The sequence below is a fragment of the Paenibacillus montanisoli genome (assembly GCF_003268025.1).
Lineage (GTDB): Bacteria > Bacillota > Bacilli > Paenibacillales > Paenibacillaceae > Paenibacillus_Z > Paenibacillus_Z montanisoli.
Genome location: NZ_QLUW01000003.1, coordinates 135,988 through 158,299, shown reverse-complemented (window position 1 = coordinate 158,299; position 22,312 = coordinate 135,988). Strand labels below are relative to the sequence as shown.

Sequence of the window (22,312 nt, the reverse complement as noted above, 5' to 3'; positions counted from 1 at the left end):
TTTTATCTCCTGCTTGATCTGTAAACTTTTTCTAAAAAAAGCAGAGTTCCCTCATCAGATAATAAACAAATCGCAGAACGCATGCACCGGCGTCGCTTCCAGCCTTTGCTGGTCCTGGCACAGCTCGTAGATCGCCTTCGCTTGCTTGCTTGGGAAACGGGTCGCCAAATTGTCCGCGAATTTGCGCTCCAGCAGCGGAATGCCTTCCGCCCTTCTGCGGCGGTGGCCGATCGGGTACTCGGTTTCCGCTTTCTCCGTTGCGCTGCCGTCCTTGAAAAACACTTGAATCGCGTTCGCGATGGAGCGTTTATCCGGATCGTGATAGTCCTTGGAATAGCGCGCATCCTCGACCACGACCATTTTATCGCGGAGCGCGTCGATGCGCGGATCGCTTGCCGCAGCGTCCTCGTAATGGTCCGCCGTCAATTCGCCGTAAATCAGGCCGATCGCAGCCATGTACTGCAGGCAGTGGTCGCGGTCCGCCGGATTGTGCAGCGGCCCTTTCTTATCAATGATCCGGATCGCCGATTCGTGCGTCGTCAGTACGACGCGGTCGATCTCATCCAGACGGCCCGCCGCTTGGCTGTGCAATCGCAGCGCGCATTCCACGGCGGTTTGGGCGTGGAACTCGGCAGGGAACGATATTTTGAACAGCACCTGCTCCATCACATAGCTGCCGTACGGGCGCTGGAACTTGAATTCGTTCCCTTTGAACAGCACGTCATAGAAGCCCCAAATCTTCGCCGTCAGCGCTGACGGATAGCCCATCTCGCCCTTGACGGCCATCAGCGCCAAACGTACGGCGCGGCTCGTCGCGTCGCCGGCCGCCCACGATTTGCGCGATCCCGTGTTCGGCGCATGGCGGTACGTCCGCAGCGCTTGTCCGTCTATGCAAGCGTTCGACACCGCATTCTCGATTTCCGTTTTGCCGGCCCCGAGCAGTTTCGCCGCAACGGCCGTCGATGCCACCTTGACGAGAATGACATGGTCCAAGCCGACGCGGTTAAAGCTGTTCTCCAGCGCGAGCACTCCTTGAATTTCATGCGCCTTGACCATGCTTTCCAGCACCGTGCGCATGGTCAGCGGCTCCTTGCCCTCCGCGGCGCGGGTTCGGCTCAAATAATCGGCGATGGCAAGAATGGCGCCGAGATTGTCGGAAGGGTGGCCCCACTCCGCTGCCAGCCATGTATCGTTGTAATCGAGCCAGCGGATCATGCAGCCGATGTTAAAGGCCGCCGTCACCGGGTCCAGCTGGAACTGCGTGCCGGGCACTTTCGCTCCGTTCGGCACGATGGTGCCCGGCACGATCGGACCCAGATGCTTCGTGCACTCCGGGTAGCGAAGAGCAAGCAGTCCGCAGCCGAGCGTATCCATCAGGCATAAACGGGCCGTTTGCATGGCCTCATCGCTGCTGATCGCATAATTCGTTACATAGTCGGCGATGTCGGCGATGACCTTATCCGGTTCCCCGCGGACATTGCTGATCGGAGATGACATAGGCATGATTCCTCCTTTATGGGGTCTAGGGCCTGCGCCGCCGTTATGAGCGGCCTTCATCCTTCTCCTTGTCGAAGAGCTCATCCAGCTTCTTCTCGTAGTCGTAATAGCCCAGACATTCGTAAAGCTCCTGGCGGGTTTGCATGTCGGCGACAACATCGCGCTGCGTGCCTTGTGCCCTTATCGTCCTGTACACATGGAGGGCAGCCGCGTTCATAGCCCGGAAAGCGGACAGCGGATAGAGCACGAGGCTCACGCCCGCTTGGCCCAGCTCCTCAGTCGTGAAGAGCGGCGTCTGGCCGAACTCGGTAATGTTGGCGAGCACCGGCGCTTTGACCGCCTCCGTAAATTTGCGATACTGCTCCAAATCGGTCACCGCTTCGGCAAAAATCATATCGGCGCCCGCTTCGACGCAAGCGACCGACCGCTCAATCGCCGAGTCGATGCCCTCCACCGCCAGCGCATCCGTACGCGCCATGATGACAAAATCAGGATCGGTCCTCGCATCGACGGCCGTCCTAATGCGATCGACCATCTCCGCCTGCCTGACGATCGCCTTGCCCGGCCGATGCCCGCAGCGCTTCGCCATGACCTGATCCTCGATGTGCACGCCGGCGGCGCCGGCCGCCGTCATCTGGCGAATGGTCCTTCCGATGTTGAACGCGCTGCCGAAGCCCGTATCGGCATCGACTAGGACCGGCAGGCTAGTCGCGGACGTAATGCGCCGCACGTCTTCCAGCACGTCGTTCAGCGTAGTGATGCCTAGATCGGGCAAACCGAACGAGGCGTTGGCGACGCCGGCGCCGGATAAGTACAACGCCTTGAAGCCGGCGCTCTCCGCCAGCATGGCCGCGTAGGCGTTAATAGCGCCCGCTACTTGCAGCGGCTTCTCGCTTCGGACCGCTTCCTTGAATCGCAGTCCCGCCGATTGTTGTGGATTGGACATGTCCGTGGTCACTCCCTTTTCTCCCTCTAGTTCGCGCTGCTTATCGTTATATAGGTATTCCGGGCGGGCCTCGAATACGCCCCATTCGATACGACCGCTTTTGATCGCCCAACGGCCCTAACGAACTCAATAGCGCTGTTTGCCTTAATAGCTCGTTTTGGCTAAGCATAACGAACTCCCGAAGCGTTATTCGGGTTCAAATACGCGCCAGCTGTTCATTTTCATCCCAATAAGGTTGCTGGAGTTCGTTAGCATGGCTAAAAGAGCCATTTTCCTGCAAATAAGCGCTGCTGAGTTCGTTAGCATGATTGGATTCGTTAGCCCCTCTCCGCCCACCCCATGTTATAATCGTTATGATGAATATAGAAAGCGAGGGAATCGAAAATGAAAGTACTTGTGACTGGCGCTTCCGGCAACGGCGGGCAGGCCGTCTGCCGGGCGCTGCTTCAGGCGGGCTATACGGTGAGGATGGCGGATGTATTCCCCTCGCCTGCGGCTGATTTGGCCGAGGTTGAATTTGTCCGCTGCGACACCCGGACGGCCGGCGACGTTCGCAGTGCGGTGAAAGGGATGGACGCCGTCGTGCATCTGGCGGCATGGCATTGCGCGCACAACCCGCCGGTTAGCGACGAGACGATTTTTGCCGTGAATGTAGACGGGACATTCAATGTGCTTGAGGCATGCCGGCAAGAGGGCATCCAGGCTATCGTCTATGCATCATCCATGGCCTACGGCTGGGGATCGGTTTACAGCTTATCGAAGGTCATCGGGGAGGATCTGTGCAGAACCTACCACGAAATAACAGGCGCATCGATTGCGATGCTCCGTTATCACGAATTTATCCCGCGGCCTTATTTGGAGTTCGGTACGCGTCTGCTCGCAAACGGCGTTGACCGCCGAGACATCGCCGCAGCCACGGCAGCATCGGTGAAAGCTGCGTTAAACCGTGAATTCGGCCTCTTCCGCACCATCGTACACACCAACCACGGCATGCCGGAGGAAGTCGTGAACAACTTCAAAGAGTTAGGCCCGGATTGGTGCGAGCGGCAAGTGCCCGGCGCACGCGCGCTGATCGAGAAGTACGCGATCAAGCTGCCCGGCACCGTTGAGCAGCATGATCTTTCCGAGGCGGAGCAGGTTCTCGGCTGGAAGCCGGCGATCGGGTTCGTCGAGTTCCTCCGCGACCTCAAGGCTCGCGATGAACGGGGCATCGATGTAGCCGGTCTTCGCGTTCCGTCCGAGCTGCCGGATAACCTGTAAACAACTGAAGAGGCTGAGTCAGACGTCGCTTGTGGCGGAAGCTGGCTCAGCCTCTTAAAAATAGGACGGTTATTGACGATAATACGGTAGGAAATCAAAAACTACATAGGGCGGGTACTATCATGAACGATCAACTTCCTATCGAAACCACGTTATTGTTTGGAGCCATTGAGCGATCCCAGGCGCTGATTGTATTTGATCCACAGGGGAAGATTCTGTGGGCGAATCAAAACTTCTTACATGTCGCGGGCTATTCTGCCCAAGACGTTCAAAGCATGCATCATAGGCAGCTCTGTCTGCCGGCTTTCTCCGAAAGCCAAGAATACGTAACGTTCTGGGACAATCTTCGCAAAGGCATCGCATTTCACGATAAAGTTCAACGGATCACGAAAGCAAAGCAACCGATTTGGTTGGATGCCTTTTACACGCCTGTCATTGATAACAACGGATATGTTCAAGCCGTGATTAAGATCGCTTCGGATATCACGGAACATCAAACGATTTTGGACAATAGCACGCATGAGTTCATTGCCGTCATCGAACAAATGACAGCCAGCACCAATGAAGTTTACGACGCTTCGCAATCGATCGTGCATGATGTGGAAATCTTGAATCGGGAAGCGGATGTGGTGAGGAAAAATCTGGAGGAAATCAAAAAGGTCACTTCATTCGTCGAAGAGATCGCGTCGCAGTCTAATCTGCTCGGGTTGAATGCGGCTATTGAAGCCGCGAGGGCAGGAGACCACGGGCGCGGGTTCGGGGTCGTTGCCAGCGAGATTCGCAAAATGGCCGATTCCAGCAAAGCGTCCGCCGTGTCGATCTCCAAGCAACTAAGCGATATCCAGAAGTCCATCGCCCTCATGATTCAATCGGTTAAGAAAGTCAATGAACAAATTCACGGCAACTCCGAATCGATCAACGAGTTAAAACGATCGTACGAGCATATCGCGAGTACGGCCGATAAATTGGCGGCTATCGTATAAACAATGAACCCGTTTTTCGATTGCTATGATTGTTACAAGCATCACACAAAAAGCCCACGATCGTAATCGTAGGGCTCTTTGCGATTTATTCCTCCTGCTCTAAGTTCCCAAAGTTATTGATGACTACCTTCACTTTATAATTGACCTTCAATTTGGGGTAATAGTCTGTGCGCCAGCGCTTCAGCTTTTCAATCGGCAGCTTGCCTCGAAAGTGATTGCCAAAGCCTAGGGGGTCACTCCGGTAACGCTGCAGCTTCGCCGTCAACAGATTAAGCCGCTCAGTCATGTACGACTCCAGTTCCTTGATCAATTCGCTCTCCGAATATTCCCCTTTGGACTCCGTGATGGCTGCTTTAACGAGGAGCTTGCCATCCAAGGCCGGACCATCGTTCGTTATGCGAGCCTTCCATTTCACTTTAGCGCTTAGAATCGTCATATTCGCGCTTTTCAATACCTCGATTGCAGCCCCTTGATAACGGTTGCTAATGATGTTCGCGAACATGGTTTCTTCGCTTCCTAAGCGTGCGACCATTTTCCCTTTTGTCATAACGGCTGCTCCGGGAAAGGTAAGCACTGTTTCCCGACCAGGGCGAATAATGGGGATCATGACGTCTTCCGTATAGGATTTCGTTGATTCATAAGCTTCCCATAATCGAATTTTCGCTGTTTTTGGAGTCCAGCCGGCAGCCTTATTCGAGAATTTAAAAAAAGTCGTCACATCGGCTTGAACGGCATTATTCGTATTGGTAAAGAGCTCTTTCATATTGGCATCCGTAATGGCTACTAACGCTCTGGGAGGCAAGTCCCTTGTTCGGATCGCATTATTGAATTCTGCCTCCAGTCCTTCCCTAGCAACGGATTCATGGAACACCAGCATATCGACATCTAACAAGTCGATATAATTTTCGATATTGATTCTCAAAATATCGACGGCTTCACTGAATGAGTTGGCTTCTTGCGAGATGGTCTTGATCGACAATGCTTTCTCGGCGGGAATCGGTATTTGCAGGGTGAAATCGTAAGCATAGGATTTACCTTTTGCGACGCCAACGATAATCGGCATGGTTCGCAGATTAATGTCATGGCTGTCCCAACATCCGCTAAGGATTAGCATGAGGCAAATGGATACGAAAGAGAGCACTATTTTACGGCAACAAAAGGCCATAGAGTCAGATCACCTCCTAAGCTGCGCTTGTCTGCGGTAGTATGCTCCTGCCAGTACTGTCGCGAATACGACTCCAAAGCGAGCAGGGGCCCCCCATTCCGTCCATTTTTCCAATTCGCTCATGTTCACGATGAGCAACGCCAAAATAAGCGCAATCGCCGACACTGTGATCGGATTCGCAGCCAATCGGATAAAGGCCGACGAACGGCTGGCAAGCGCTCGCGACAGCCAGAGAAGTCCGGTTACGTTCATAAGCGTGCTTAACAAAACGGCCATGATATAAAACAGCGAAAGCCGGTCAAAGAAAAACCAATTCACCCGTATCGAATCCAACACGATAATCAAGGGATGCCGCAGGGGCGCTGCAGCCTCATGACCGAAAAAGCCAAGCGGGATGTAAACGACAAGCAGATAAAAAAACAAGGAGATTAACCATGCTCCCCAAAGCCATCTTTTGGCCATTCGGGAAAGCGGCCCAAAAAAGCCGATCACACCGATCGTGTGAGAGAAGATGAAGAATAACGGCAAGATTTTCGGTTCTCCCAGAAACGATAAGGACGGTTGAAGGGGGCGCATCATGAGAAGGGAGAGATCGCTGAACGAGCTCGCAAGGCTAATCAACACGAGCGGAAGTCCAAAAATCCCTACAAGCAAGGAAAGACGCAATAACGAATTGCGCCCGGCATACGAAATACACATGGATGAGACGAGCAGCAGCGCCATTAATACCCAAAGCGGCGTATTCGGTAAAAAAAATAGTTTCAGTAACTGCGAATGGCCGCGAATAATCAAAGCTATGACGCAAATATTGCTTATCGTCAACACCCCTAGCCAGATAAGCCGAGGTGCTTTTTTTGACTTCAATATGCAAACCAGCAGGTCCTCTTTTCCCTCCCTGAATCCCCCTACGAGCAGCCAGAGCAAGACGCCCTGGAGCAGCCATCCAAGTACAACCGTCAACCAATGGCCTGAAGACTGGGATTGGATAACGCTCTGGGGGAAAATAAACATGAGCAGGCCGTATTGAAGCACAATATACAGCACGGAGATCGAGATACCTTGCTTCATCTGGTCGTATTCCTGCCTTCGGAGATGAGGTTGACATAAAGGGCTTACTAAGCATCGTGGTAGTGCTTATGAGAGACAGGAGTAGATACAACCCGCATACGATTCCCAGAGGGCCGAACAAGGTTGCAAAAAACAGCATGATATAGCGCCACAGCCTAACCGTCAGCGCAAATTGATAGCCAATGATCGTGAAATTGGCGATCGTGGAGGCCGCAAGCACGATGATGAGCAAATTACTGACCAGTCTGGCTTCGACGACTGCTTGTCCGAGGATGATTCCCCCTACCATGGTCATAGCCGGACCGATGCTCTTGGGCAATCGGACGATCGCTTCGAGCAGCATCTCAATGATAAACAACAGGATAAGCGCTTCTGTTAAGGATGGATAAGGGACGCCGACGCGGGTTTTGGCTATCGAATAAATCAATTCCACCTTCATGACGTCCGGGTTGATCGAAACCAAAGCGACATAGGCAGCCGGAGCGATTATGGCGATGAGCGCCCCGAGGACGCGGAAGAAAACGAGCATGATTGAAAGCGCGGCAGGCAAGTCACGATCGATATTTGAGATAAACAAATCGTAGATATGCGCAGGAATGACAAGAGCTTCAGGGTACCCTTCGATCAGCAGCACAATCCGTCCTTGCTTCAGATAATGGACGGCCTCATGCGGCGATTCCGTCCTGGAATAGCCTGGGAGCGGGCTCCATAACGGCTGCTGACGAAGCCACCTCATCACTTGCCGAACAGAGGCGAAGTCTTCGTTCGCATGGGAACGGATCGCGGACTCGCAATCAGCGAATAAGGCTGAGTCCGCTGCGTTATCGAGCGATAGCACGATCATGCGATGCTTGTGCGAAGAACCGACAAGCACATGCGCTTGCTTCAAATGAGCAGTACGCAGGTCGCTTCGAATCAAGCCAAGATTGGTCATAATATCCTCGATGAAACCGGTTTGAGAAGAGAGGAGGATATTTTGATTGTTTGGGGTATCGATCGACCGGTTTAAATTTTGGGACTCGGGCTGGATCCATGCGGCCCTTGAGCCGGCTTCGTTTACTAGAAGAGCACGCCCTTCCAAAATACCTTGAACATGGTCAGCTGCTTCAGCCGCCTCTTCAGCGCTAAGCGCCAATTTCAGCTGTTCCCAGGTATATGAATCCGCCGACGCGGTTTCCTTGAGCCGCAATACTGTTGCCGAAACATCCACTAGGCTGGACAGCGCGTAAAGCTCGAGATGCAAGCCGCATATTTCAATGCGTTGGCTTTGAAAATCGGGACTCTCGCTGAGTTTTTTCAGAACTTTATCCAACATTACCCACCACCTGAAGGTATTATTGGCGACAGTTGCTAACATTATCCTTAATGTCAGTGCTGGCAATCATCTGCATCGATCAAGGAGCTGAGCCCGGCATGATGAAGTTAATGATGGAGAGGCGATTTCCAGTCCGTATAAGCCTTCTCATCTAAAAGAATAACCTTCCGGCAGGGACCGGAAGGTCATTAAACACGCTCATTATTCGTAGTAGCTTATTTATAAGCCCGCATCGCCTTGCCAAGCTCTTTGAGCGACGGCTTCTTGCCGTACATCAGCACGCCCGCGCGGTAAATCTTCGCGGACAGCCAGCCAGCCGCGAGGATCGTGGCGAGCAGGATGAGAATCGACAGCCATACCTGCCACAGCGGCGGATCGGACAGCCCGAGCCGCGAGACCATCGCGTACGGCGAGAAGAACGGAATGAACGAGCACACCTTCATGAGCATCGAGCCCGGGTTGTTCATGCCGCCGAAGATGCAGATGTAGAAGCCCGCAAGCGACAGCATCGTAATCGGCATCACGGCCTGGCCCAGATCCTCGGTACGGCTGACGATGGAGCCTACAGCCGCGAACAGCGTCGCAAACAGAAAGTACCCCGTCAAGAAGAACACAAGCGAATACGTAAGCAGAACCGGATCGACATCGCTGAGCTTTATGCCAAGTTCGCCGAGCTTATCGGCATTTTGCGGCAGCGTCATGTTGATCACGATGACGACAATATAGATCGCCATTTGCAGCAGGACGACAAGAAACATGCCGAAGATTTTACCGAACATCGCCTTTAGCGGCGCGACGCTCGTAATCAGAATCTCCATGACGCGGGAGCTCTTCTCTGCCGTGATCTCGCTCGCGATCATCTGGCCGCTGATCATAATGGCCATGAACAGCATGATGATAATGACATAAACCGTACCGAAATCCATGCCCTGCTGCTCTTTGGTCTTCCCTTGGCCGATCGAGCCGGCGCCTTCCACGGTGGAAATCTGCACCGATTCCAGTTCAATCGGCTTCGTCAGGAGCGCCTTCACTTCCTCGCTCAGCCCGCCGCCGCCGATGACCGCTTCCATCTTGACGACCTGCAGCGCCGCGCTCAGCGATGCCGATACCTTCGACTCCATTAAGCTCTCTGATTTGTACGTAATGGCAGGGAACCCGCTCTCTTTGCCCGGCGAGAACTCAATATAGCCTTGAATTTCATCATCCGCGACAGCCTGCTTCAGCGCCTTCTCGTTCGCCTCCGCCGAGCCCGCATCCGGAATCGGAACGAGCTTCAGCTCCGGCTTCTCCTGCTTCGCGTAATAGTCATTCAGCATCGCGGCGATTCGCGTGTGAGTGAATAAGTTCGATTTCGCTTTCTCAATGTTGCTGTCTAAATATCCGACCGCGGTCGGTTTTCCTTCGCCGCTGAACTGCGAGATGATATACGGTAAATTAATAGCAATACTCATAATAACTGCAATAATAAGAGTCGTGATCAGGAACGCTTTCCCCCGGATCTTATTTTTCGCCGTAAATCCGACAACCGTCCAGAAGCTGCTATTCATGGCTCTCACCTACCGTCTTAATAAAGATTTCATTGAGCGTCGGCTCCATAATTTCAAAACGATTGACATTGGTCTGCGCCAATGCGAGCTCCAGAACAGGACGGCCCGCCGCCTCGTCGTTAATGAGCAGCTCATAGCCGTACTCGTGGCGCTTCACGTTCATGACGCCGCCCACCTTTTCAAGTCCCTTAACGTCGTCTTCCGTTCCCAAAATAATGCGTTCCCGCGGAAACCGCTTCTTGATGGCCTTCAAATTGCCCTGCAGCACGGGATTGGACCTGTGCAGGATCGTAATGTTGCGGCACAGCTCCTCGACATGCTCCATCCGGTGCGTCGAGAATAAAATGCTGGAGCCGGAATCGCGAAGCTCCTTCACCGTTGACTTGAGCAGCTCCACGTTTACCGGATCGAGCCCGCTGAACGCTTCGTCCATAATGACGATGCGCGGGCGGTGGATGACGGCGGCGATGAATTGGATTTTCTGCTGGTTCCCTTTGGACAGCTCCTCCACCTTCTTGCCGTAATACTCCGGTACGCCGAACCGTTCCAGCCAATAGCGCAAATTCTGGTCCGCATCCCGGCGGGACATGCCGCGCAGCTGCGCGAGATAAATAATTTGGTCGCTCACCTTCACCTTCGGATACAGGCCGCGCTCCTCCGGCAAGTAGCCGAGCCCTTGCAGCTGCTCTTTGCCGTAGGATTTGCCTTCGTACCGGATCGTGCCGGAATCCGGATAGATCAGGCCGAGCACCATCCGCATCGTGGTTGTTTTGCCTGCGCCGTTTGCGCCAAGCAGACCGTAAATTTCCCCAGGCGCGACATCGAAGCTGATGCCGTTTACGGCCGTCTTATCTCCATACTGCTTAAAAATCCGTTCAACCGATAAAGCGTTCATGTTCTACAAAACTCCCCTCGCCTGTTCAATATGAAATAGCAATATTTCATCTAACTCCAGCTTCTGCTTGCTGATCAGCCGTACGTTCGCCTCCTCGGCCGCCAGCCAGCGTTCCGCCTCCGGCGCATCCGCAGTCACGACTTTATACGTCGTTCCACGTGAAACGGTGGCACTAAGAAAACCCGGCATTCGCGTCCAATCCATCGCGGCTCCACCGCCCGAATCGACGTACAGGGCCTGCCAGCCATCCAGGAGCGCGTCTTTCTCATACATGCCGAGCACCTTGCCCTGCACGACGAATACGATATAATCGGCGAGCCGCTTCACTTCGTCGATGATATGCGAAGCCATCACGATCGTTCGGCCGTTCCGATCCATATAGCGGTGAAGCACCTCGATCATCATTTTCCACGCAATCGGATCAAGCCCGGAAGAAGGCTCGTCGAGCAGCAGCAGTTCAGGCTGATGCGCTATAGCCAGCGCCAGATCGAATTTTCTGCGCATCCCTTTGGACATTTTGCCCAGCTTCAGCGCCGGGTCTACCTCGAAGCGCCGCAGCAGCTCCTGATAGAGATTGACATCCCAATTCGGATACCATTGCCGGACAAAGTCCGCCTTCTGGCTGCCGCGCAGCCCATCCTCGATATCGATCGACTGCTCCGGTACATAGCCGATCCGCGCCTTAAGCGCCGTATCCTCGCCGCTGCCGACACGCTCGCCGAGCAGCTCGATTCGCCCTTTATCCGGCTTTGCCAGATCGAGCAGCAGCCGGAACAGCGAGCTCTTCCCCGAGCCGTTCGGACCGACAACAGCCGTCACATACCCCCGCGGTATGACCAACTCAATCGGGCCGAGCTCGAAGTTCGCCCTCCGCTGTACGAGGCCCGAGATCGCAATCGCCGCATCATTCATGTTTAACTCCCCTCCCCGCTTGGAATCTGCGCTTCACCGGTCAATTCCCGTTTACGGCGCAGCACCTCCCGCAGCATCGCCAACAGCTCTTCATCGCTGAAATGTCCCCGGAGCCCCGCATCCGCCGCGCTCTCCATCGCCTCCAATACCGCGCTGCGGCGCTGGCGGTCCCGCGCCTCGTCATCCACGCTGGCGACGAAAGTGCCGGTGCCCTGCCGGGTCCTGAGCAGCCCTTCGTTTTCCAAGTCCTGATACACCCGCCGGATCGTGATGACGCTGCATTTGGTCTGCTGCGCGAGCTCCCGGATGGACGGCAGCAGCGTCCCTTCCGGCATCTGGCCGCTGACGATGAGGGCCCGAAGCTGCACCTCGATCTGATGGTATAACGGCTCCGCGCTATGCTCATTCAGCTGTATTGGAATCCACACCGTTCACACCTTCTCTCTTACGCTCGTGCCATGCTAATGCAGAAGATTTCGAGTAACGTTTCTTTGCCGGATGAGCAAGCCGCTCAAGACTAGTCCCGCTGCGCCTAGGAGCAGCGATCCCGCCGGCCAGATGAGCGCGTGGCTGCGTGATGCCTCGACCGTTTTAAACATCAGGTCCGTATCGAGCAGCCAAAGAAGAACCCCGATCAGGGCGAAAATAAGCAAAAAGGCGAAGCAGACGGCAAAATACTTCCCCCCCTCCATCGTTTGCTCGAAGTAAACGTAGGCCGCTCCCGCAAACAGCGCATAACCGTACCAGATGAGTGCAAATAGGATGTATTCGTCCGGTGCCAGCAAGCCGCGGAGCTCGTTTAGCATCGCGTATTGAATCGTAAAGAAAAACAAGGCGACGATTGACAACACGACGAAGTGCTGCAGCATGCGAGCAAGAATGATCGCATTCCAGCCGATGGGCAGCGTACGCAAATAGGCAAGTTTACGCGTATACGGGTCACTCGACCAGTAGTGCATGACGCTTCGGTTCATCAGAAATCCCATCGTGGGAAGGATGGACAAATACATAAAATCACAAACCCAGCCGTAGCCGCTGCTGCCGCCCTTCTCCAGCAATTCGTTGAACAACGGCATCATCACGACGCTAACGTAAGAGAAAAAAAGCATCGTAATCAGCAAACCGACCCAAGAACGCGCCCCCTCGAATCGCAGCAGCCGCCATGCCCCTTGCCAAGTCGTCATCGCCTTCACGCCCCACTCTGTATACTGTGTATATTCATATATACAGTATACTCACTATTAGCCGCTAAAGTCAACATTTGGAAATTAAAGATTAAATAAAGAAACCCGCGTTTGAGTAAACGCGGGTTGGATTTCAATCATTTTTTCTTTTTCGAATACCCATATACACCCAGTATGCCGCTAAACATCACAGATAAGCCGGAAAGCAGCCGATATATCAATTCTCGCATAACGGCGGCATCGTCTGGCGCATTGCCCACCGGTCCAACCTTCGGCCTGTACACATCCCAGTAGGCTAATACCGCCAGCAGCACAAGGATGCCTCCAGTCACAATCAGGAATACATACCGTTTCAACGACACTCCCCCCAAGTCTCTCTATTATAGTGAACACCTCCGGTCTTGTAAATGATTGGAAAATAAAACAACCACCTCATCGGTGGTTGAACAGGTTGTTATGACTACAGATAGGAAGCCGCTCGGCAAGCGCCGCATGGGCAGCCTTCGGCATGATGGCCGCCGTCGCGGTTTTGCTCCTTGATAATACGCAGGATTTCCTCCTGCTCTCGTAAATGAGTCGCAAGGTCGAAGTAAATATCGCTTAACTGCGGCGGAGGCTCGCCATCTTCGTTGTAGAGGCCCGGAAAGCTGCCTTGCTGCCGCTTGCTGGGCTTTGCTTTGCGGACTGGTTTGCGGGCAGGCTGTATTCTCGCTACCTCGCGCTGTAGAATGATCCGCAGCAGCAGCGCGCTTGCAAGCATCACCGCAGCCGGCTTCCAGGCGTCCGTAAACCCCAGCACCAGCACCGCGAACAGGATCGCCGGATAAATGAACAGCAGCGTAAACAACGAAAGCAATAGTCTGGCTAGCCACTTCTTGAACGCCACCGTCTGCACCTCCCGCTCCTGTTGTTACTTATAGGTTATGCGGGGATGGGTTTCCGTATTTATCAACCATAACGCAGTTTAGCGTCTTGCTTCTTTTAACTCTAGTTCATGAATAAGCTAGATTATCTGAACCGGAGGTGAGGTAGAAATGAGCAATGATCTGGAGAACGATAAAAGGAAAATTATTTTGACGTACCACACGGGCACGGAGGAAATTGAGATCATCGAAACCAAACCGCATCACGATATAGATAAATACCTTGTACCCGATAAAAGCATTCGCCTTGATACAAGCCAAGCGAAGAACCTTTATTTATTTTTAAAAAACGTGTTCAGCAACTCAGACTCATAACGGTCGGAAGAATGTTGTACAAGCCTTCGAGCGAACCTCATAAAGGCAGGGATACGTCACTCCGTTCACCGGTGTTTTTCAACGCCCGATCCTTCTTTACGCCGTGAGCGACAAAAACGATACCCGAAACGACAAACACGGGTTCCAACCAATTTGCTTCAGGTCCATTCGTTATGCGATGAAGCTGAAACACCCAATGAAAAACGGCAATATCAAAGCTTAGGAATAAACCTACCGCTACAACAAACCCGTTATAAAATGACCTTGAAAAGAATTTGCGGAATACGGCCATTAGAATCGCAAGGACGGTGATCCCGCATAAAACGGCTCCGATCCGTTCGATAGGCGTATCCGCTTTAAGTCCTGCCGCGAAAGCATCCATCATATGAAACATAAATTCAGTTACAAAAAAAGCAACGACAGCACCCATGAATTTCATTGCAATGTCTCCTTTAGAAACCAGCTTCATAATATGACCCGAAATGCAGACAATCCGCCCGATTTCGGCCAAATAGCGTCGCTGGAGTTCATTAACCTGTAGTCAGAGCTGTTTTGCGTCAAATAAGCACGATTGCATTCGTAAGCGGCATGAAAACAGTCCGGAACTCAAATCGTTCCGGACTGTTTCTTTTATATCGATATCGATTAGCGCTCCGTCTTGCAAAGCCGTTCATGCAGAAAATCAACCAAGTGAACGGCCTCCATCTTGCCGCTCATGCCGTGCTTCTCGATGCCCAGCTTCATCTGCAGCAGGCAGCCCGGGTTGCTCGTGAGCAAGTAATGAGCCTCCGTCCGCTTCACATGGTCCATCTTGTGATCGAGAATTTGGCTTGCCATCTCCGGCTGCGTCAAATTGTAGATCCCGGCCGAGCCGCAGCAGCGATCGGATTCGTAGAGCTCGACGAACTCCGCATTCGCGACGCTGCGCATAAGCTTGCGCGGCGCCTCCGGAGATCGCATCACGTTGCGCAAGTGGCAGGAATCCTGGTAGGTGATGCGCACCTTATCCGCAGACGCGAAGCTGATTCCGCCACCGCAGGAGCCGCCGCAGCCGGCCGCGGTCCCCTGCGCCTGGCTCGCCGCCACGGCTGCCGCGGCCGCGGACTGCAAGCGGCCGTGCTCGACGAGCAGCTTGCTTACGTCAAGCGAGCGCTTCGCGAACCATGCCGCGCTCTCCGCCCACTCGGGCTCATCGTGCAGCAGATGGCCGTATTCCACCAGGAGCGCGCCGCACCCGCCGGCATTGGAAGCGATCCAATCGACGCCGGCCGCCCGGAATGCCTGGATGTTGTGTTTCGCTAATGCCTTCGCTCCCGCCTGCTCGCCGCTGTGCGCGTGAAGCGCGCCGCAGCAGTTTTGCGTCTCGGGGATGACAACGTCAAATCCCGCGGCGTTCAACAGCTCCACCGTATGTTTATTTGTATCCGTAAACAGCACATCCATAATGCAGCCCCGGAACAAGCCGACCGTTCCAACCCGCTCGCCCTTGGCCCGGTGAAGGGAGCCGATCTGCTCCGCCACGCCGCGGTAGGAAGCATCGGGCAAAATACGCTCCATCTGCTCCATATGCTTCGGGAACAGCCTCATTAGGCCGCTGCCGCGAACGAGCTTGCGCAGGCCCGACTGCTGATAGACTCGCAGCGCCCCGCCAAGCAGACGCATCCGGCCCTGGTGAGGGAACATGCCGTCGAACGCCGTTCTCCTCGCCAGCTTTACCCACCAGCGGTGGCTCTTCGTGTGCAGCTCGACCGAATCCCGTGCCTGCTCGAGCAGTTGGCCGTACTTCACGTCCGCCGGACAAGCCGGCTCGCAGGCGCGGCAGCCGAGACAGTGATTCATCTGCGTCTCGAATGCGTAGTCCGGGTCCATCAGACCGTCGGCGACCGCCTTCATCAGGGCAATCCGTCCCCGCGGCGATTCCGCTTCGATGCCGGTTTCGCGGAAGGTCGGGCACGCCGGCAAGCAAAAACCGCAGCGCATGCAGTTTGTCAGATGGTCGTAGTCGAGCGCGTTCTTCAGCGTCGTCGCCAGCTCGCTGCACGTGCCGCCCTTGCCGCCTTCCTTTGCCTCAAGCATGGACGCCAGCGAGTTAGCCATGGCCGAGCACCACCCTTTTGCGAGTCGATTTAGCGAACATTTTGCCTGGATTCAAAATATTGTTCGGGTCGAACGCCGCCTTGATTCCCCGCATCACCTCAATGCCGGCCGCGCCCACCTTCCATTCCAAATACGGCGCCTTTACGAGGCCGACGCCATGCTCGCCCGTAATGGTGCCCCCTAGCTGGATCGCCGCTTCGAAAATCTCCTCGAACGCCAGCTCCACGCGATGAATTTCTTCCTTATCCCGCGCGTCCGTCGTCGCCGTCGGGTGCAGATTGCCGTCGCCGGCATGGCCGAAAGTGCAGATCGTCACATTGTGCCGCGCGGCGATTTCGTTGATCGCAAGCACCATGTCCGCGATCTTCGAGCGGGGTACCGTCGCGTCCTCCAGTATCGTCGTCGGACGCAGCCTTGCCAGCGCCGTAAACGCGCTGCGCCGCGCGGTCATCAGCTTCAGCCCTTCCGCTTCGTCGGCGGCGATGCTGACGCGATCCGCGTTTTCGCTCCGGCAAATATCCGCGATGCGCGCGATATCCCGCTCCACCGTCTCGGGATCGCCGTCCTGCTCGATGAGCAGAATCGCGTCCATATCGAGCGGAAGCCCCAGCTTCGCAAAATCGTCGACGACCCGAATCGTCGGATTGTCCAGAAACTCCAGCGTCGCCGGAATGATGCGGTTCTCGATGATCTTCGAGACAGTCCGCGCCGCGCCGTACAAATCCTTGTACATCGCCAGCATCGTTTTCTTCGCCTTCGGCGGCGGGATGAGCTTTAGCGTCGCTTCCGTCACGATCGCAAGCGTCCCTTCGGAGCCGACGAGCAGCTTCGTCAGGTCATAGCCGGCTACGTCCTTCATCAGCTTGCCTCCGGTGCGGATGATTTCCCCGTTTGCCAGCACCGCTTCAAGGCCGATGACATAATCCTTCGTCGTGCCGTATTTGAGACCGCGCAAACCTCCCGAGCATTCGGCGATGTTGCCGCCGATCGTGGAAATCGCCATGCTGCCAGGATCAGGGGGATAAAATAAGCCCAGCCCTTCGACGTGCGAGGTGAACTGCTTCGTAATCAACCCGGGCTGCACGGTCGCCGTCAGATTTTCCAAATCGACCTCAAGGATGCGGTTCATCCGGTGCATGACCATGACGATACCGCCCTCCACCGGAACGGTGCCGCCGCACAAATTCGTGCCCGAGCCGCGGCTGACGACCGGTACCCGATGTGCCTGAAGCAGCTTCATAATGGCTGATACCTGCGCCGTATTCTCGGGATAAATGACGCCGTCCGGCAGCGATTGCAGCATCGGCGTACCATCGTAGGAATGAGTGATTAACGATTCCGGATCATCTTTAAACCATTGCTTGCCGACAATGGCGCGCAGCTTGCTTTTGACCGAGTCTTGTAGCATGGAAGTGTTCCTCCTTGAGCAAAATAGATCAGGTCGTCTGATGACTTTGATTTGAAAGTAGTATATCATAGGATGAAAGAATGCGATATCGGCAAATTGCCGTCCTTTCAGGAGGTATCTCCCTATGAACGAACGCCCGCTCAAGAGCTATGAATGGGTCTCCCGCGAGCTCTTCAATCACATAACCTCCGGTGCGCTCCAGCCCGGGGACAAGCTGCCCTCCGTCGTCGACCTCGCCGCCGAATACGGCGTCGGCCGTTCCACGATCCGCGAAGCGCTGAGCGCGCTGAAGGCGAAGGGACTGCTGGACATCCGCCAAGGCGGCGGCACCTATGTCAAAGCAACCCAGCCCCAGCCGGACGAAGCTTTAAACCCCGCGGTGGCATCTAAGGAGGATTGGCTGGACCGCGCAGACTCCCTCCTTCAGCTGCTCGAGGTGCGAAAGGTGCTCGAGACCGGCTGCGCCTCGCTTGCCGCGAAGCACCGCAGCTCGGAAGATCTCGCGGCCATGCGCGAGACGCTGCGGCAGATGGAGTTGCGCCTGGGGGATGAGTCGTTCAGCGAGCAGGCCGACGTGCTGCTCCACGAGCAAATCGCAGCCGCTACGCATAACCCGATGCTCATCGAGCTCATGAAGTCGCTGTCGCAGCGGCTCCACGAGAGCATGCGGGATACGCGCTCCCTTTGGTTCTACGCCGAGCGGCAGTCCGCGCGCCGGCTGCTGGATGAGCACGCCGCCATCGTGGAGGCGATCGGGCAGCAGCAGGAGGCACTTGCAGCCTCGCGCATGGAGGTCCATCTCGCCAAGGTCGAGCACGTCCTGCGCGACAAAACCGGCTCCCAGTAGCCGCCGCAACTAATAAACCGGTATGCTCCAATCAAGGAGAATACCGGTTTTGTTTTTTGCGATGCAGCCGATTATACGTCTTCCTCGATAACCGGAATCCGCTTCACGTTCGGATCGGTAAAAATATCAAACTCATCCCGGCTCGTGCTAGAGAATTCCGAGACGATCGCCCCTTCTTCAGACGCCTGGAACCAGTGCTTCGTCCCCGGCGCAATCGTATACTGTTCGCCCGGATTCAGCTCCACCTCATGGAACACCGTATAATACGGCTCGCTTCCGGCAGGTATTGTCGCTTGAATGGCATCAGCCGGCTCGCCTTCGACATAGAGCCATACTTTCCCGTAGCGGCAGCGGAACGTCTCCAGCTTGCCGGGGTCTGCGCCGACCGGCGGATGCAGATGCTCCGGGCATGTTTGGCCCGGGAATAAAACAAGCTCTTTCGCACAGTAGCGGTCATTATTAATATAAGTGATGAGTTCAAGCCCTTGCGTCTTCAAGTTGTCCAAGCCGAAGGTGGCAACCTCGATATTGTCCCGCTCCGCCGCCGTCAATACAATGCCCGCTTGCTCAAACATCTGCGCCGTCCGCTGCTGCGCAGCGCGTACCTCGCTTCTCTTCACGCTCATCCGCCTCCGGGGCTATTCGATTTTTTCTTCCGGTCCATACCATATGCCGGCTACGCCGCGCACGCTTTCGTCACCGCCGGTCCAGCCCGGCAGCGGCAGCCTAACCTGCCGTCTGCGCCAGCCTGTCGCCATGCGCTGCTGTACCGCTTGCCATGCGGGAACGCCGCTTGTCGCATCGGCATGCTCCACGTTGCAGGCGCCGACCGCCACCGCGCCGTTCAGCGCGTCCTCCGGACGCAGTCCTTTCAGCAGCCCCGCCAAAAATCCCGCGATCGCGCAGTCCCCCGCGCCGGTCGTTCCCGCCACGTCCACTTCGAAGCAGGGAACAAGCAGCTCGCGGTTCAGCCACGCTTCTACGGAAGCCGGCGCGCCGGGGCCCATCGCCGCCAGCTTCGCGCGGTCGTCCGTCGTTCTTAAGTAGAGCCCGTGCTCGCCTAGCTTAAGAACAACAATGCCGACGCCAAGCGCGAGCAGCTCCTGCGACAGCTCGCGCAGCAGCGGCCCTTCCGCGAACGGGAGCAGCTCATTCGTGCCGTGAACGGCTGCCAGCCGGTCGTACTCCTCCCGCCGGAGCATATACAGAATCTCCTCGAAGCTCGGCAGAAACACATCGACATAAGGCAGCGCTTTCACGAAAATAGACCGCCAATCCGCCTGTCCTGCCGGCGACTCCGGGTCCGGCTTCGCCAAGTCAAGCGACACGGTCAGCCCCGCTTCCTTCACCCTCGTCAGCAGCCCGGCAAGCTCCGTCCCGCCGCCTGCATACATTTGGCGCATCAGCGGCGGATAGCCGAAGTGAAATAACCGCGCGCCTTCAAGAGCCTCCACTTTCAAGTCATCGGCTGCGAACGTATCGTTCGCGCCCGTGCAATGCAGGAAAATGCGGTCTATGTTCGGCGGGCTGATCACAAGCGTATAGGAGGTGTGCTCTCCCTCGGCCACGATCATGCCGTCCGCGAGCTCCTGTCCGTACCCGCGCAGCACATCCAAAATCGCGCCGCCGAACAAGTCGTCGCCGATCTTGCCCATCAGCTTGGTCGCCACGCCTAGCCGATGCAGAGCAAGACCCGTGTTGGACACCGCTCCGCCCGTCGAAATGACGGCCGCACCGATATCAACCAGCGTGCCGGGAACGAGAATCGCGCCCATGCCATCCTTTCTTGCCTGCATGGCGGGGATGACATCCAAACAAATATGTCCCGCAACCACGACTTCCGTCTCTGCTCGTGCCGCCAAGCTCAAGGCTAATCCCTCCAGTCGATCGCTGCGGTTTGGCCCGTACGCTCGGATTCAAGCGCCGCCGTGAACAGGAGATGGCTGCCGAGTGCTTCCTCCGGCGTCGCGCAAAAGAATGGCTGGCGCATGCCGGCCTTGCCATTCACGAGCTCATCGCAGAAGGCGGCCCACATTTGCAGAATCGAATCGGAAAAGCCAAACTCGAAAATGCCGCCCGTAATCGTCCCGTACGCAGATTTATAAGGCACATCCACCGTATGCCATGCCTGCTGCTTCCCAGGCGAATAAGGCAGCGAAGACACCTGCTTCGGATTTTTCGTGCTGTACTCCGCCGACATCTCCGTGCCTTGAATCCGGAGAAACCATGTATTCGCATGCCCGGGCGCGATCCGCTTCGTCGACAGCACCATCGGGAATTGCTGATCCCTCGTCTTTACGTCGCAAGCGAGAATCGCATTGTCCCACGTTTCGCATGGTACGGTGTCGCCTTTGCCATCCGGCCGCTCGGATACGATTTTGCTGAGCAGCGCGCGTACGCTGTTCGGCTTCCATCCAAAGCGCATCGGCAAGTGCAGCACATGCATCCCCAGATCGCCCATGCAGCCGTACTCGCCATTGGTCGCGATGCGGCGCTTCCAGTTGATCGGCTTCGTCGGGTCGAGGTCGCTCGAATGCCAGAAGCCGGCCTCCACCTCGATAATGCGGCCAAATTTGCCTTCGCCTACCCACTGGATGATTTGCTGAGCCCCGGGAAAGAACGGAAACTCCGACGAACATCGAACAACAACCTCCGGATGCGCCGCAAGCGCTTCATTAATGCGCTCATTGGCCTCCTTGTCGATGCCGAAAGGCTTTTCCCCTAGCAAATGCTTGCCCGCCGAAATAATATCCACATAGATTTGCGCATGCAAATTGTGCGGAACGGCGCAATAGACCGCCTCAACGTCCGGATCGGCAAGCAGCTGCTTATAGTCGGAATAGACGCGTTCAACGCTCGGCACCTGCCGCTGAAACCATTCCGAAGCCGCCGGGTTGGCATCGCAGACGGCTACGATGCGCGGCTCGAACTCCACGCCTTCCAGGTGCAGCCATCTGGCTGCCGCGCTGGCGAACTCTTTCCCCATCAAGCCGCAGCCGATAACCCCAAACCGAATGACCCGTCTGCTCATCCTGCCGTCGCATCCTTTCCGCCAAGAATCGCGAGCGCCTCCGCTGCCGAAGCGCCGTGATGCACGATCGCCATCAGCGCATTCGTCATGCCGGCCGGATTCGGATGCTGGACGACATTGCGGCCGTAAACGATGCCGGATGCGCCTTGCTTCATGAGCTCTACCGTACGGTTTACGATTTCGTCGTCGCTAGCGCGGCCGCCGCCGCGAACCAGCACCGGAATCCCCGACGCGACTTCGATTACGCGATGGTATTCGCTAACATCGTCGCATGGGTCCGCTTTGATGACATCCGCGCCAAGCTCCACGCCTTGGCGAACGAGCGGCATGATTTTGTTAATGTCGCCATCGACCATGTAACCGCCCTTAGCCGCATTCGACAGCATGACCAGCGGCTCGACCATGAGCGGCATTCCGTACCGTTCGCATTCGCTCTTCAGCAGAGAAATATTGCGCACGCACTGGTGGTGCAGCTCCGGCTGCCCCGGCAGGAGAAGGAGGTTCACGCATACCGCAACCGCATCCAGCGCCACCGCCTTCTCAATCGCGCGGTCGATCAGCTCGCTGAAGAGAAAGCGCGGCAGTTCCGTGCCGTAAACGTTCGCGGCATCGGTTCGCATTACGAGCCCGGGCTTCTTCTTGCCCGGAATCACTTGCAGCCATTTCGCCTGACCGACGCTGAGCTGAATGCAATCCGGATTCGCCTGCACGATCGTTTCGATCGACTGCTTCATATTTTCGATTCCCGACAAAAACGAAGCCTCATTGAAAAATCCGTGATCAACCGCCACATCAAAGCATTTGCCTTGCTCGCTGAACATCCGATTAAGCCGTGGTTTTACTGACGAAGCCGACATCGCTACCAGTCCTCTCTGTTCTGTTAGAACAAGTAATGTTCGTTTATAACATCATTCTAAAT

General features: G+C 55.6%; 22 protein-coding genes and 1 pseudogene. 4 read left to right on the top strand and 19 right to left on the bottom strand.

Annotated features, from left to right (window positions below):
• Positions 1-54: 54 nt before the first annotated feature.
• Positions 55-1,497, bottom strand: coding sequence for a bifunctional 2-methylcitrate dehydratase/aconitate hydratase (locus DL346_RS16685; protein WP_112883292.1), 1,443 nt, complete (start codon positions 1,495-1,497; stop codon positions 55-57).
• Between the two features lie 43 nt (positions 1,498-1,540).
• Positions 1,541-2,443, bottom strand: coding sequence for a methylisocitrate lyase (gene prpB / locus DL346_RS16680; protein WP_112883291.1), 903 nt, complete (start codon positions 2,441-2,443; stop codon positions 1,541-1,543).
• Between the two features lie 384 nt (positions 2,444-2,827).
• Between prpB and DL346_RS16675 the strand changes: the two genes are divergently transcribed.
• Positions 2,828-3,703, top strand: coding sequence for an NAD-dependent epimerase/dehydratase family protein (locus DL346_RS16675; protein WP_112883290.1), 876 nt, complete (start codon positions 2,828-2,830; stop codon positions 3,701-3,703).
• A gap of 122 nt (positions 3,704-3,825) precedes the next feature.
• Positions 3,826-4,686, top strand: a complete 861-nt coding sequence (locus DL346_RS16670) for a methyl-accepting chemotaxis protein (RefSeq protein WP_240633244.1) — start codon at positions 3,826-3,828, stop codon at positions 4,684-4,686.
• An 85-nt stretch (positions 4,687-4,771) separates the two neighbouring features.
• On the opposite strand, the gene DL346_RS16665 is transcribed toward DL346_RS16670, so the two are convergent.
• The 10 genes and pseudogenes from DL346_RS16665 to DL346_RS16620 form a co-directional block, all read right to left on the bottom strand.
• On the bottom strand, positions 4,772-5,851 hold the full coding sequence (locus DL346_RS16665) for a Ger(x)C family spore germination protein (RefSeq protein WP_112883289.1): 1,080 nt from the start codon (positions 5,849-5,851) through the stop codon (positions 4,772-4,774).
• Between the two features lie 9 nt (positions 5,852-5,860).
• Entirely contained in the window at positions 5,861-6,862 is a 1,002-nt protein-coding gene (locus DL346_RS29515; RefSeq protein ID WP_240633242.1) for a GerAB/ArcD/ProY family transporter, read from the bottom strand.
• Between the two features lie 88 nt (positions 6,863-6,950).
• Positions 6,951-8,234 (bottom strand): annotated as a pseudogene (locus tag DL346_RS16655) (spore germination protein); the annotation flags it as partial.
• A gap of 215 nt (positions 8,235-8,449) precedes the next feature.
• Entirely contained in the window at positions 8,450-9,781 is a 1,332-nt protein-coding gene (locus DL346_RS16650; protein WP_112883287.1) for an ABC transporter permease, read from the bottom strand.
• On the bottom strand, positions 9,774-10,676 hold the full coding sequence (locus DL346_RS16645; RefSeq protein WP_112883286.1) for an ABC transporter ATP-binding protein: 903 nt from the start codon (positions 10,674-10,676) through the stop codon (positions 9,774-9,776). The genes DL346_RS16650 and DL346_RS16645 overlap by 8 nt, the downstream gene beginning before the upstream one ends.
• 3 nt (positions 10,677-10,679) lie before the next feature.
• Positions 10,680-11,588, bottom strand: a complete 909-nt coding sequence (locus DL346_RS16640; RefSeq protein WP_112883285.1) for an ABC transporter ATP-binding protein — start codon at positions 11,586-11,588, stop codon at positions 10,680-10,682.
• Between the two features lie 2 nt (positions 11,589-11,590).
• On the bottom strand, positions 11,591-12,016 hold the full coding sequence (locus DL346_RS16635; protein ID WP_112883284.1) for a GntR family transcriptional regulator: 426 nt from the start codon (positions 12,014-12,016) through the stop codon (positions 11,591-11,593).
• 33 nt (positions 12,017-12,049) lie between these two features.
• Positions 12,050-12,772 carry a hypothetical protein gene (locus DL346_RS16630; protein ID WP_112883283.1) on the bottom strand — a complete coding sequence of 241 codons (723 nt, stop codon included), beginning with the start codon at positions 12,770-12,772 and terminating at the stop codon, positions 12,050-12,052.
• 137 nt (positions 12,773-12,909) lie between these two features.
• Positions 12,910-13,128 carry a hypothetical protein gene (locus tag DL346_RS16625; RefSeq protein WP_112883282.1) on the bottom strand — a complete coding sequence of 73 codons (219 nt, stop codon included), beginning with the start codon at positions 13,126-13,128 and terminating at the stop codon, positions 12,910-12,912.
• Between the two features lie 104 nt (positions 13,129-13,232).
• A complete protein-coding gene (locus DL346_RS16620; protein WP_112883281.1) occupies positions 13,233-13,658 on the bottom strand; it encodes a hypothetical protein in 426 nt (141 codons plus the stop codon).
• 148 nt (positions 13,659-13,806) lie between these two features.
• On the opposite strand from DL346_RS16620, the gene DL346_RS16615 reads away from it, so the two are divergent.
• The gene (locus tag DL346_RS16615) at positions 13,807-14,010 is read left to right on the top strand and encodes a hypothetical protein (protein ID WP_112883280.1); all 204 of its coding nucleotides are present in this window, start codon (positions 13,807-13,809) and stop codon (positions 14,008-14,010) included.
• A gap of 37 nt (positions 14,011-14,047) precedes the next feature.
• On the opposite strand, the gene DL346_RS16610 is transcribed toward DL346_RS16615, so the two are convergent.
• From DL346_RS16610 to DL346_RS16600, 3 genes are all read right to left on the bottom strand, one after another.
• On the bottom strand, positions 14,048-14,479 hold the full coding sequence (locus DL346_RS16610) for a DUF2243 domain-containing protein (protein WP_112883279.1): 432 nt from the start codon (positions 14,477-14,479) through the stop codon (positions 14,048-14,050).
• Between the two features lie 176 nt (positions 14,480-14,655).
• On the bottom strand, positions 14,656-16,107 hold the full coding sequence (locus tag DL346_RS16605) for a (Fe-S)-binding protein (protein ID WP_240633241.1): 1,452 nt from the start codon (positions 16,105-16,107) through the stop codon (positions 14,656-14,658).
• Positions 16,100-17,515: an FAD-linked oxidase C-terminal domain-containing protein gene (locus DL346_RS16600; RefSeq protein WP_112883278.1), complete on the bottom strand. Its 1,416-nt coding sequence runs from the start codon at positions 17,513-17,515 to the stop codon at positions 16,100-16,102. Before DL346_RS16600 ends, DL346_RS16605 begins: the two co-directional genes overlap by 8 nt.
• A 124-nt stretch (positions 17,516-17,639) precedes the next feature.
• Here DL346_RS16600 and DL346_RS16595 point away from each other — a divergent pair, with 124 nt between their 5' ends.
• On the top strand, positions 17,640-18,362 hold the full coding sequence (locus tag DL346_RS16595) for a FadR/GntR family transcriptional regulator (RefSeq protein WP_112883277.1): 723 nt from the start codon (positions 17,640-17,642) through the stop codon (positions 18,360-18,362).
• A gap of 71 nt (positions 18,363-18,433) precedes the next feature.
• Here the strand turns inward: DL346_RS16595 and DL346_RS16590 are convergent, their stop codons facing one another.
• The 4 genes from DL346_RS16590 to DL346_RS16575 are packed head-to-tail and all read right to left on the bottom strand — an operon-like array spanning position 18,434 to position 22,250.
• On the bottom strand, positions 18,434-18,988 hold the full coding sequence (locus tag DL346_RS16590) for a D-lyxose/D-mannose family sugar isomerase (protein WP_112883276.1): 555 nt from the start codon (positions 18,986-18,988) through the stop codon (positions 18,434-18,436).
• 12 nt (positions 18,989-19,000) lie between these two features.
• A complete protein-coding gene (locus DL346_RS16585; protein ID WP_112883275.1) occupies positions 19,001-20,230 on the bottom strand; it encodes a carbohydrate kinase family protein in 1,230 nt (409 codons plus the stop codon).
• A 2-nt stretch (positions 20,231-20,232) separates the two neighbouring features.
• Positions 20,233-21,393, bottom strand: a complete 1,161-nt coding sequence (locus DL346_RS16580) for a Gfo/Idh/MocA family protein (protein ID WP_112883274.1) — start codon at positions 21,391-21,393, stop codon at positions 20,233-20,235.
• Positions 21,390-22,250: a class I fructose-bisphosphate aldolase gene (locus tag DL346_RS16575; RefSeq protein WP_112883273.1), complete on the bottom strand. Its 861-nt coding sequence runs from the start codon at positions 22,248-22,250 to the stop codon at positions 21,390-21,392. Before DL346_RS16575 ends, DL346_RS16580 begins: the two co-directional genes overlap by 4 nt.
• Between the last annotated feature and the right edge of the window lie 62 nt (positions 22,251-22,312).

Excerpts from the sequence above, each read along its gene's own strand:
- DL346_RS16685 (WP_112883292.1), bottom strand. The coding sequence starts at position 1,497 with ATGTCATCTCCGATCAGCAATGTCCGCGGGGAACCGGATAAGGTCATC.
- prpB (WP_112883291.1), bottom strand. The coding sequence starts at position 2,443 with ATGTCCAATCCACAACAATCGGCGGGACTGCGATTCAAGGAAGCGGTC.
- DL346_RS16675 (WP_112883290.1), top strand. The coding sequence starts at position 2,828 with ATGAAAGTACTTGTGACTGGCGCTTCCGGCAACGGCGGGCAGGCCGTC.
- DL346_RS16670 (WP_240633244.1), top strand. The coding sequence starts at position 3,826 with ATGAACGATCAACTTCCTATCGAAACCACGTTATTGTTTGGAGCCATT.
- DL346_RS16665 (WP_112883289.1), bottom strand. The coding sequence starts at position 5,851 with ATGGCCTTTTGTTGCCGTAAAATAGTGCTCTCTTTCGTATCCATTTGC.
- DL346_RS29515 (WP_240633242.1), bottom strand. The coding sequence starts at position 6,862 with ATGTTTATTTTCCCCCAGAGCGTTATCCAATCCCAGTCTTCAGGCCAT.
- DL346_RS16650 (WP_112883287.1), bottom strand. The coding sequence starts at position 9,781 with ATGAATAGCAGCTTCTGGACGGTTGTCGGATTTACGGCGAAAAATAAG.
- DL346_RS16645 (WP_112883286.1), bottom strand. The coding sequence starts at position 10,676 with ATGAACGCTTTATCGGTTGAACGGATTTTTAAGCAGTATGGAGATAAG.
- DL346_RS16640 (WP_112883285.1), bottom strand. The coding sequence starts at position 11,588 with ATGAATGATGCGGCGATTGCGATCTCGGGCCTCGTACAGCGGAGGGCG.
- DL346_RS16630 (WP_112883283.1), bottom strand. The coding sequence starts at position 12,772 with ATGACGACTTGGCAAGGGGCATGGCGGCTGCTGCGATTCGAGGGGGCG.
- DL346_RS16615 (WP_112883280.1), top strand. The coding sequence starts at position 13,807 with ATGAGCAATGATCTGGAGAACGATAAAAGGAAAATTATTTTGACGTAC.
- DL346_RS16610 (WP_112883279.1), bottom strand. The coding sequence starts at position 14,479 with ATGAAGCTGGTTTCTAAAGGAGACATTGCAATGAAATTCATGGGTGCT.
- DL346_RS16605 (WP_240633241.1), bottom strand. The coding sequence starts at position 16,107 with ATGGCTAACTCGCTGGCGTCCATGCTTGAGGCAAAGGAAGGCGGCAAG.
- DL346_RS16600 (WP_112883278.1), bottom strand. The coding sequence starts at position 17,515 with ATGCTACAAGACTCGGTCAAAAGCAAGCTGCGCGCCATTGTCGGCAAG.
- DL346_RS16595 (WP_112883277.1), top strand. The coding sequence starts at position 17,640 with ATGAACGAACGCCCGCTCAAGAGCTATGAATGGGTCTCCCGCGAGCTC.
- DL346_RS16590 (WP_112883276.1), bottom strand. The coding sequence starts at position 18,988 with ATGAGCGTGAAGAGAAGCGAGGTACGCGCTGCGCAGCAGCGGACGGCG.
- DL346_RS16580 (WP_112883274.1), bottom strand. The coding sequence starts at position 21,393 with ATGAGCAGACGGGTCATTCGGTTTGGGGTTATCGGCTGCGGCTTGATG.
- DL346_RS16575 (WP_112883273.1), bottom strand. The coding sequence starts at position 22,250 with ATGTCGGCTTCGTCAGTAAAACCACGGCTTAATCGGATGTTCAGCGAG.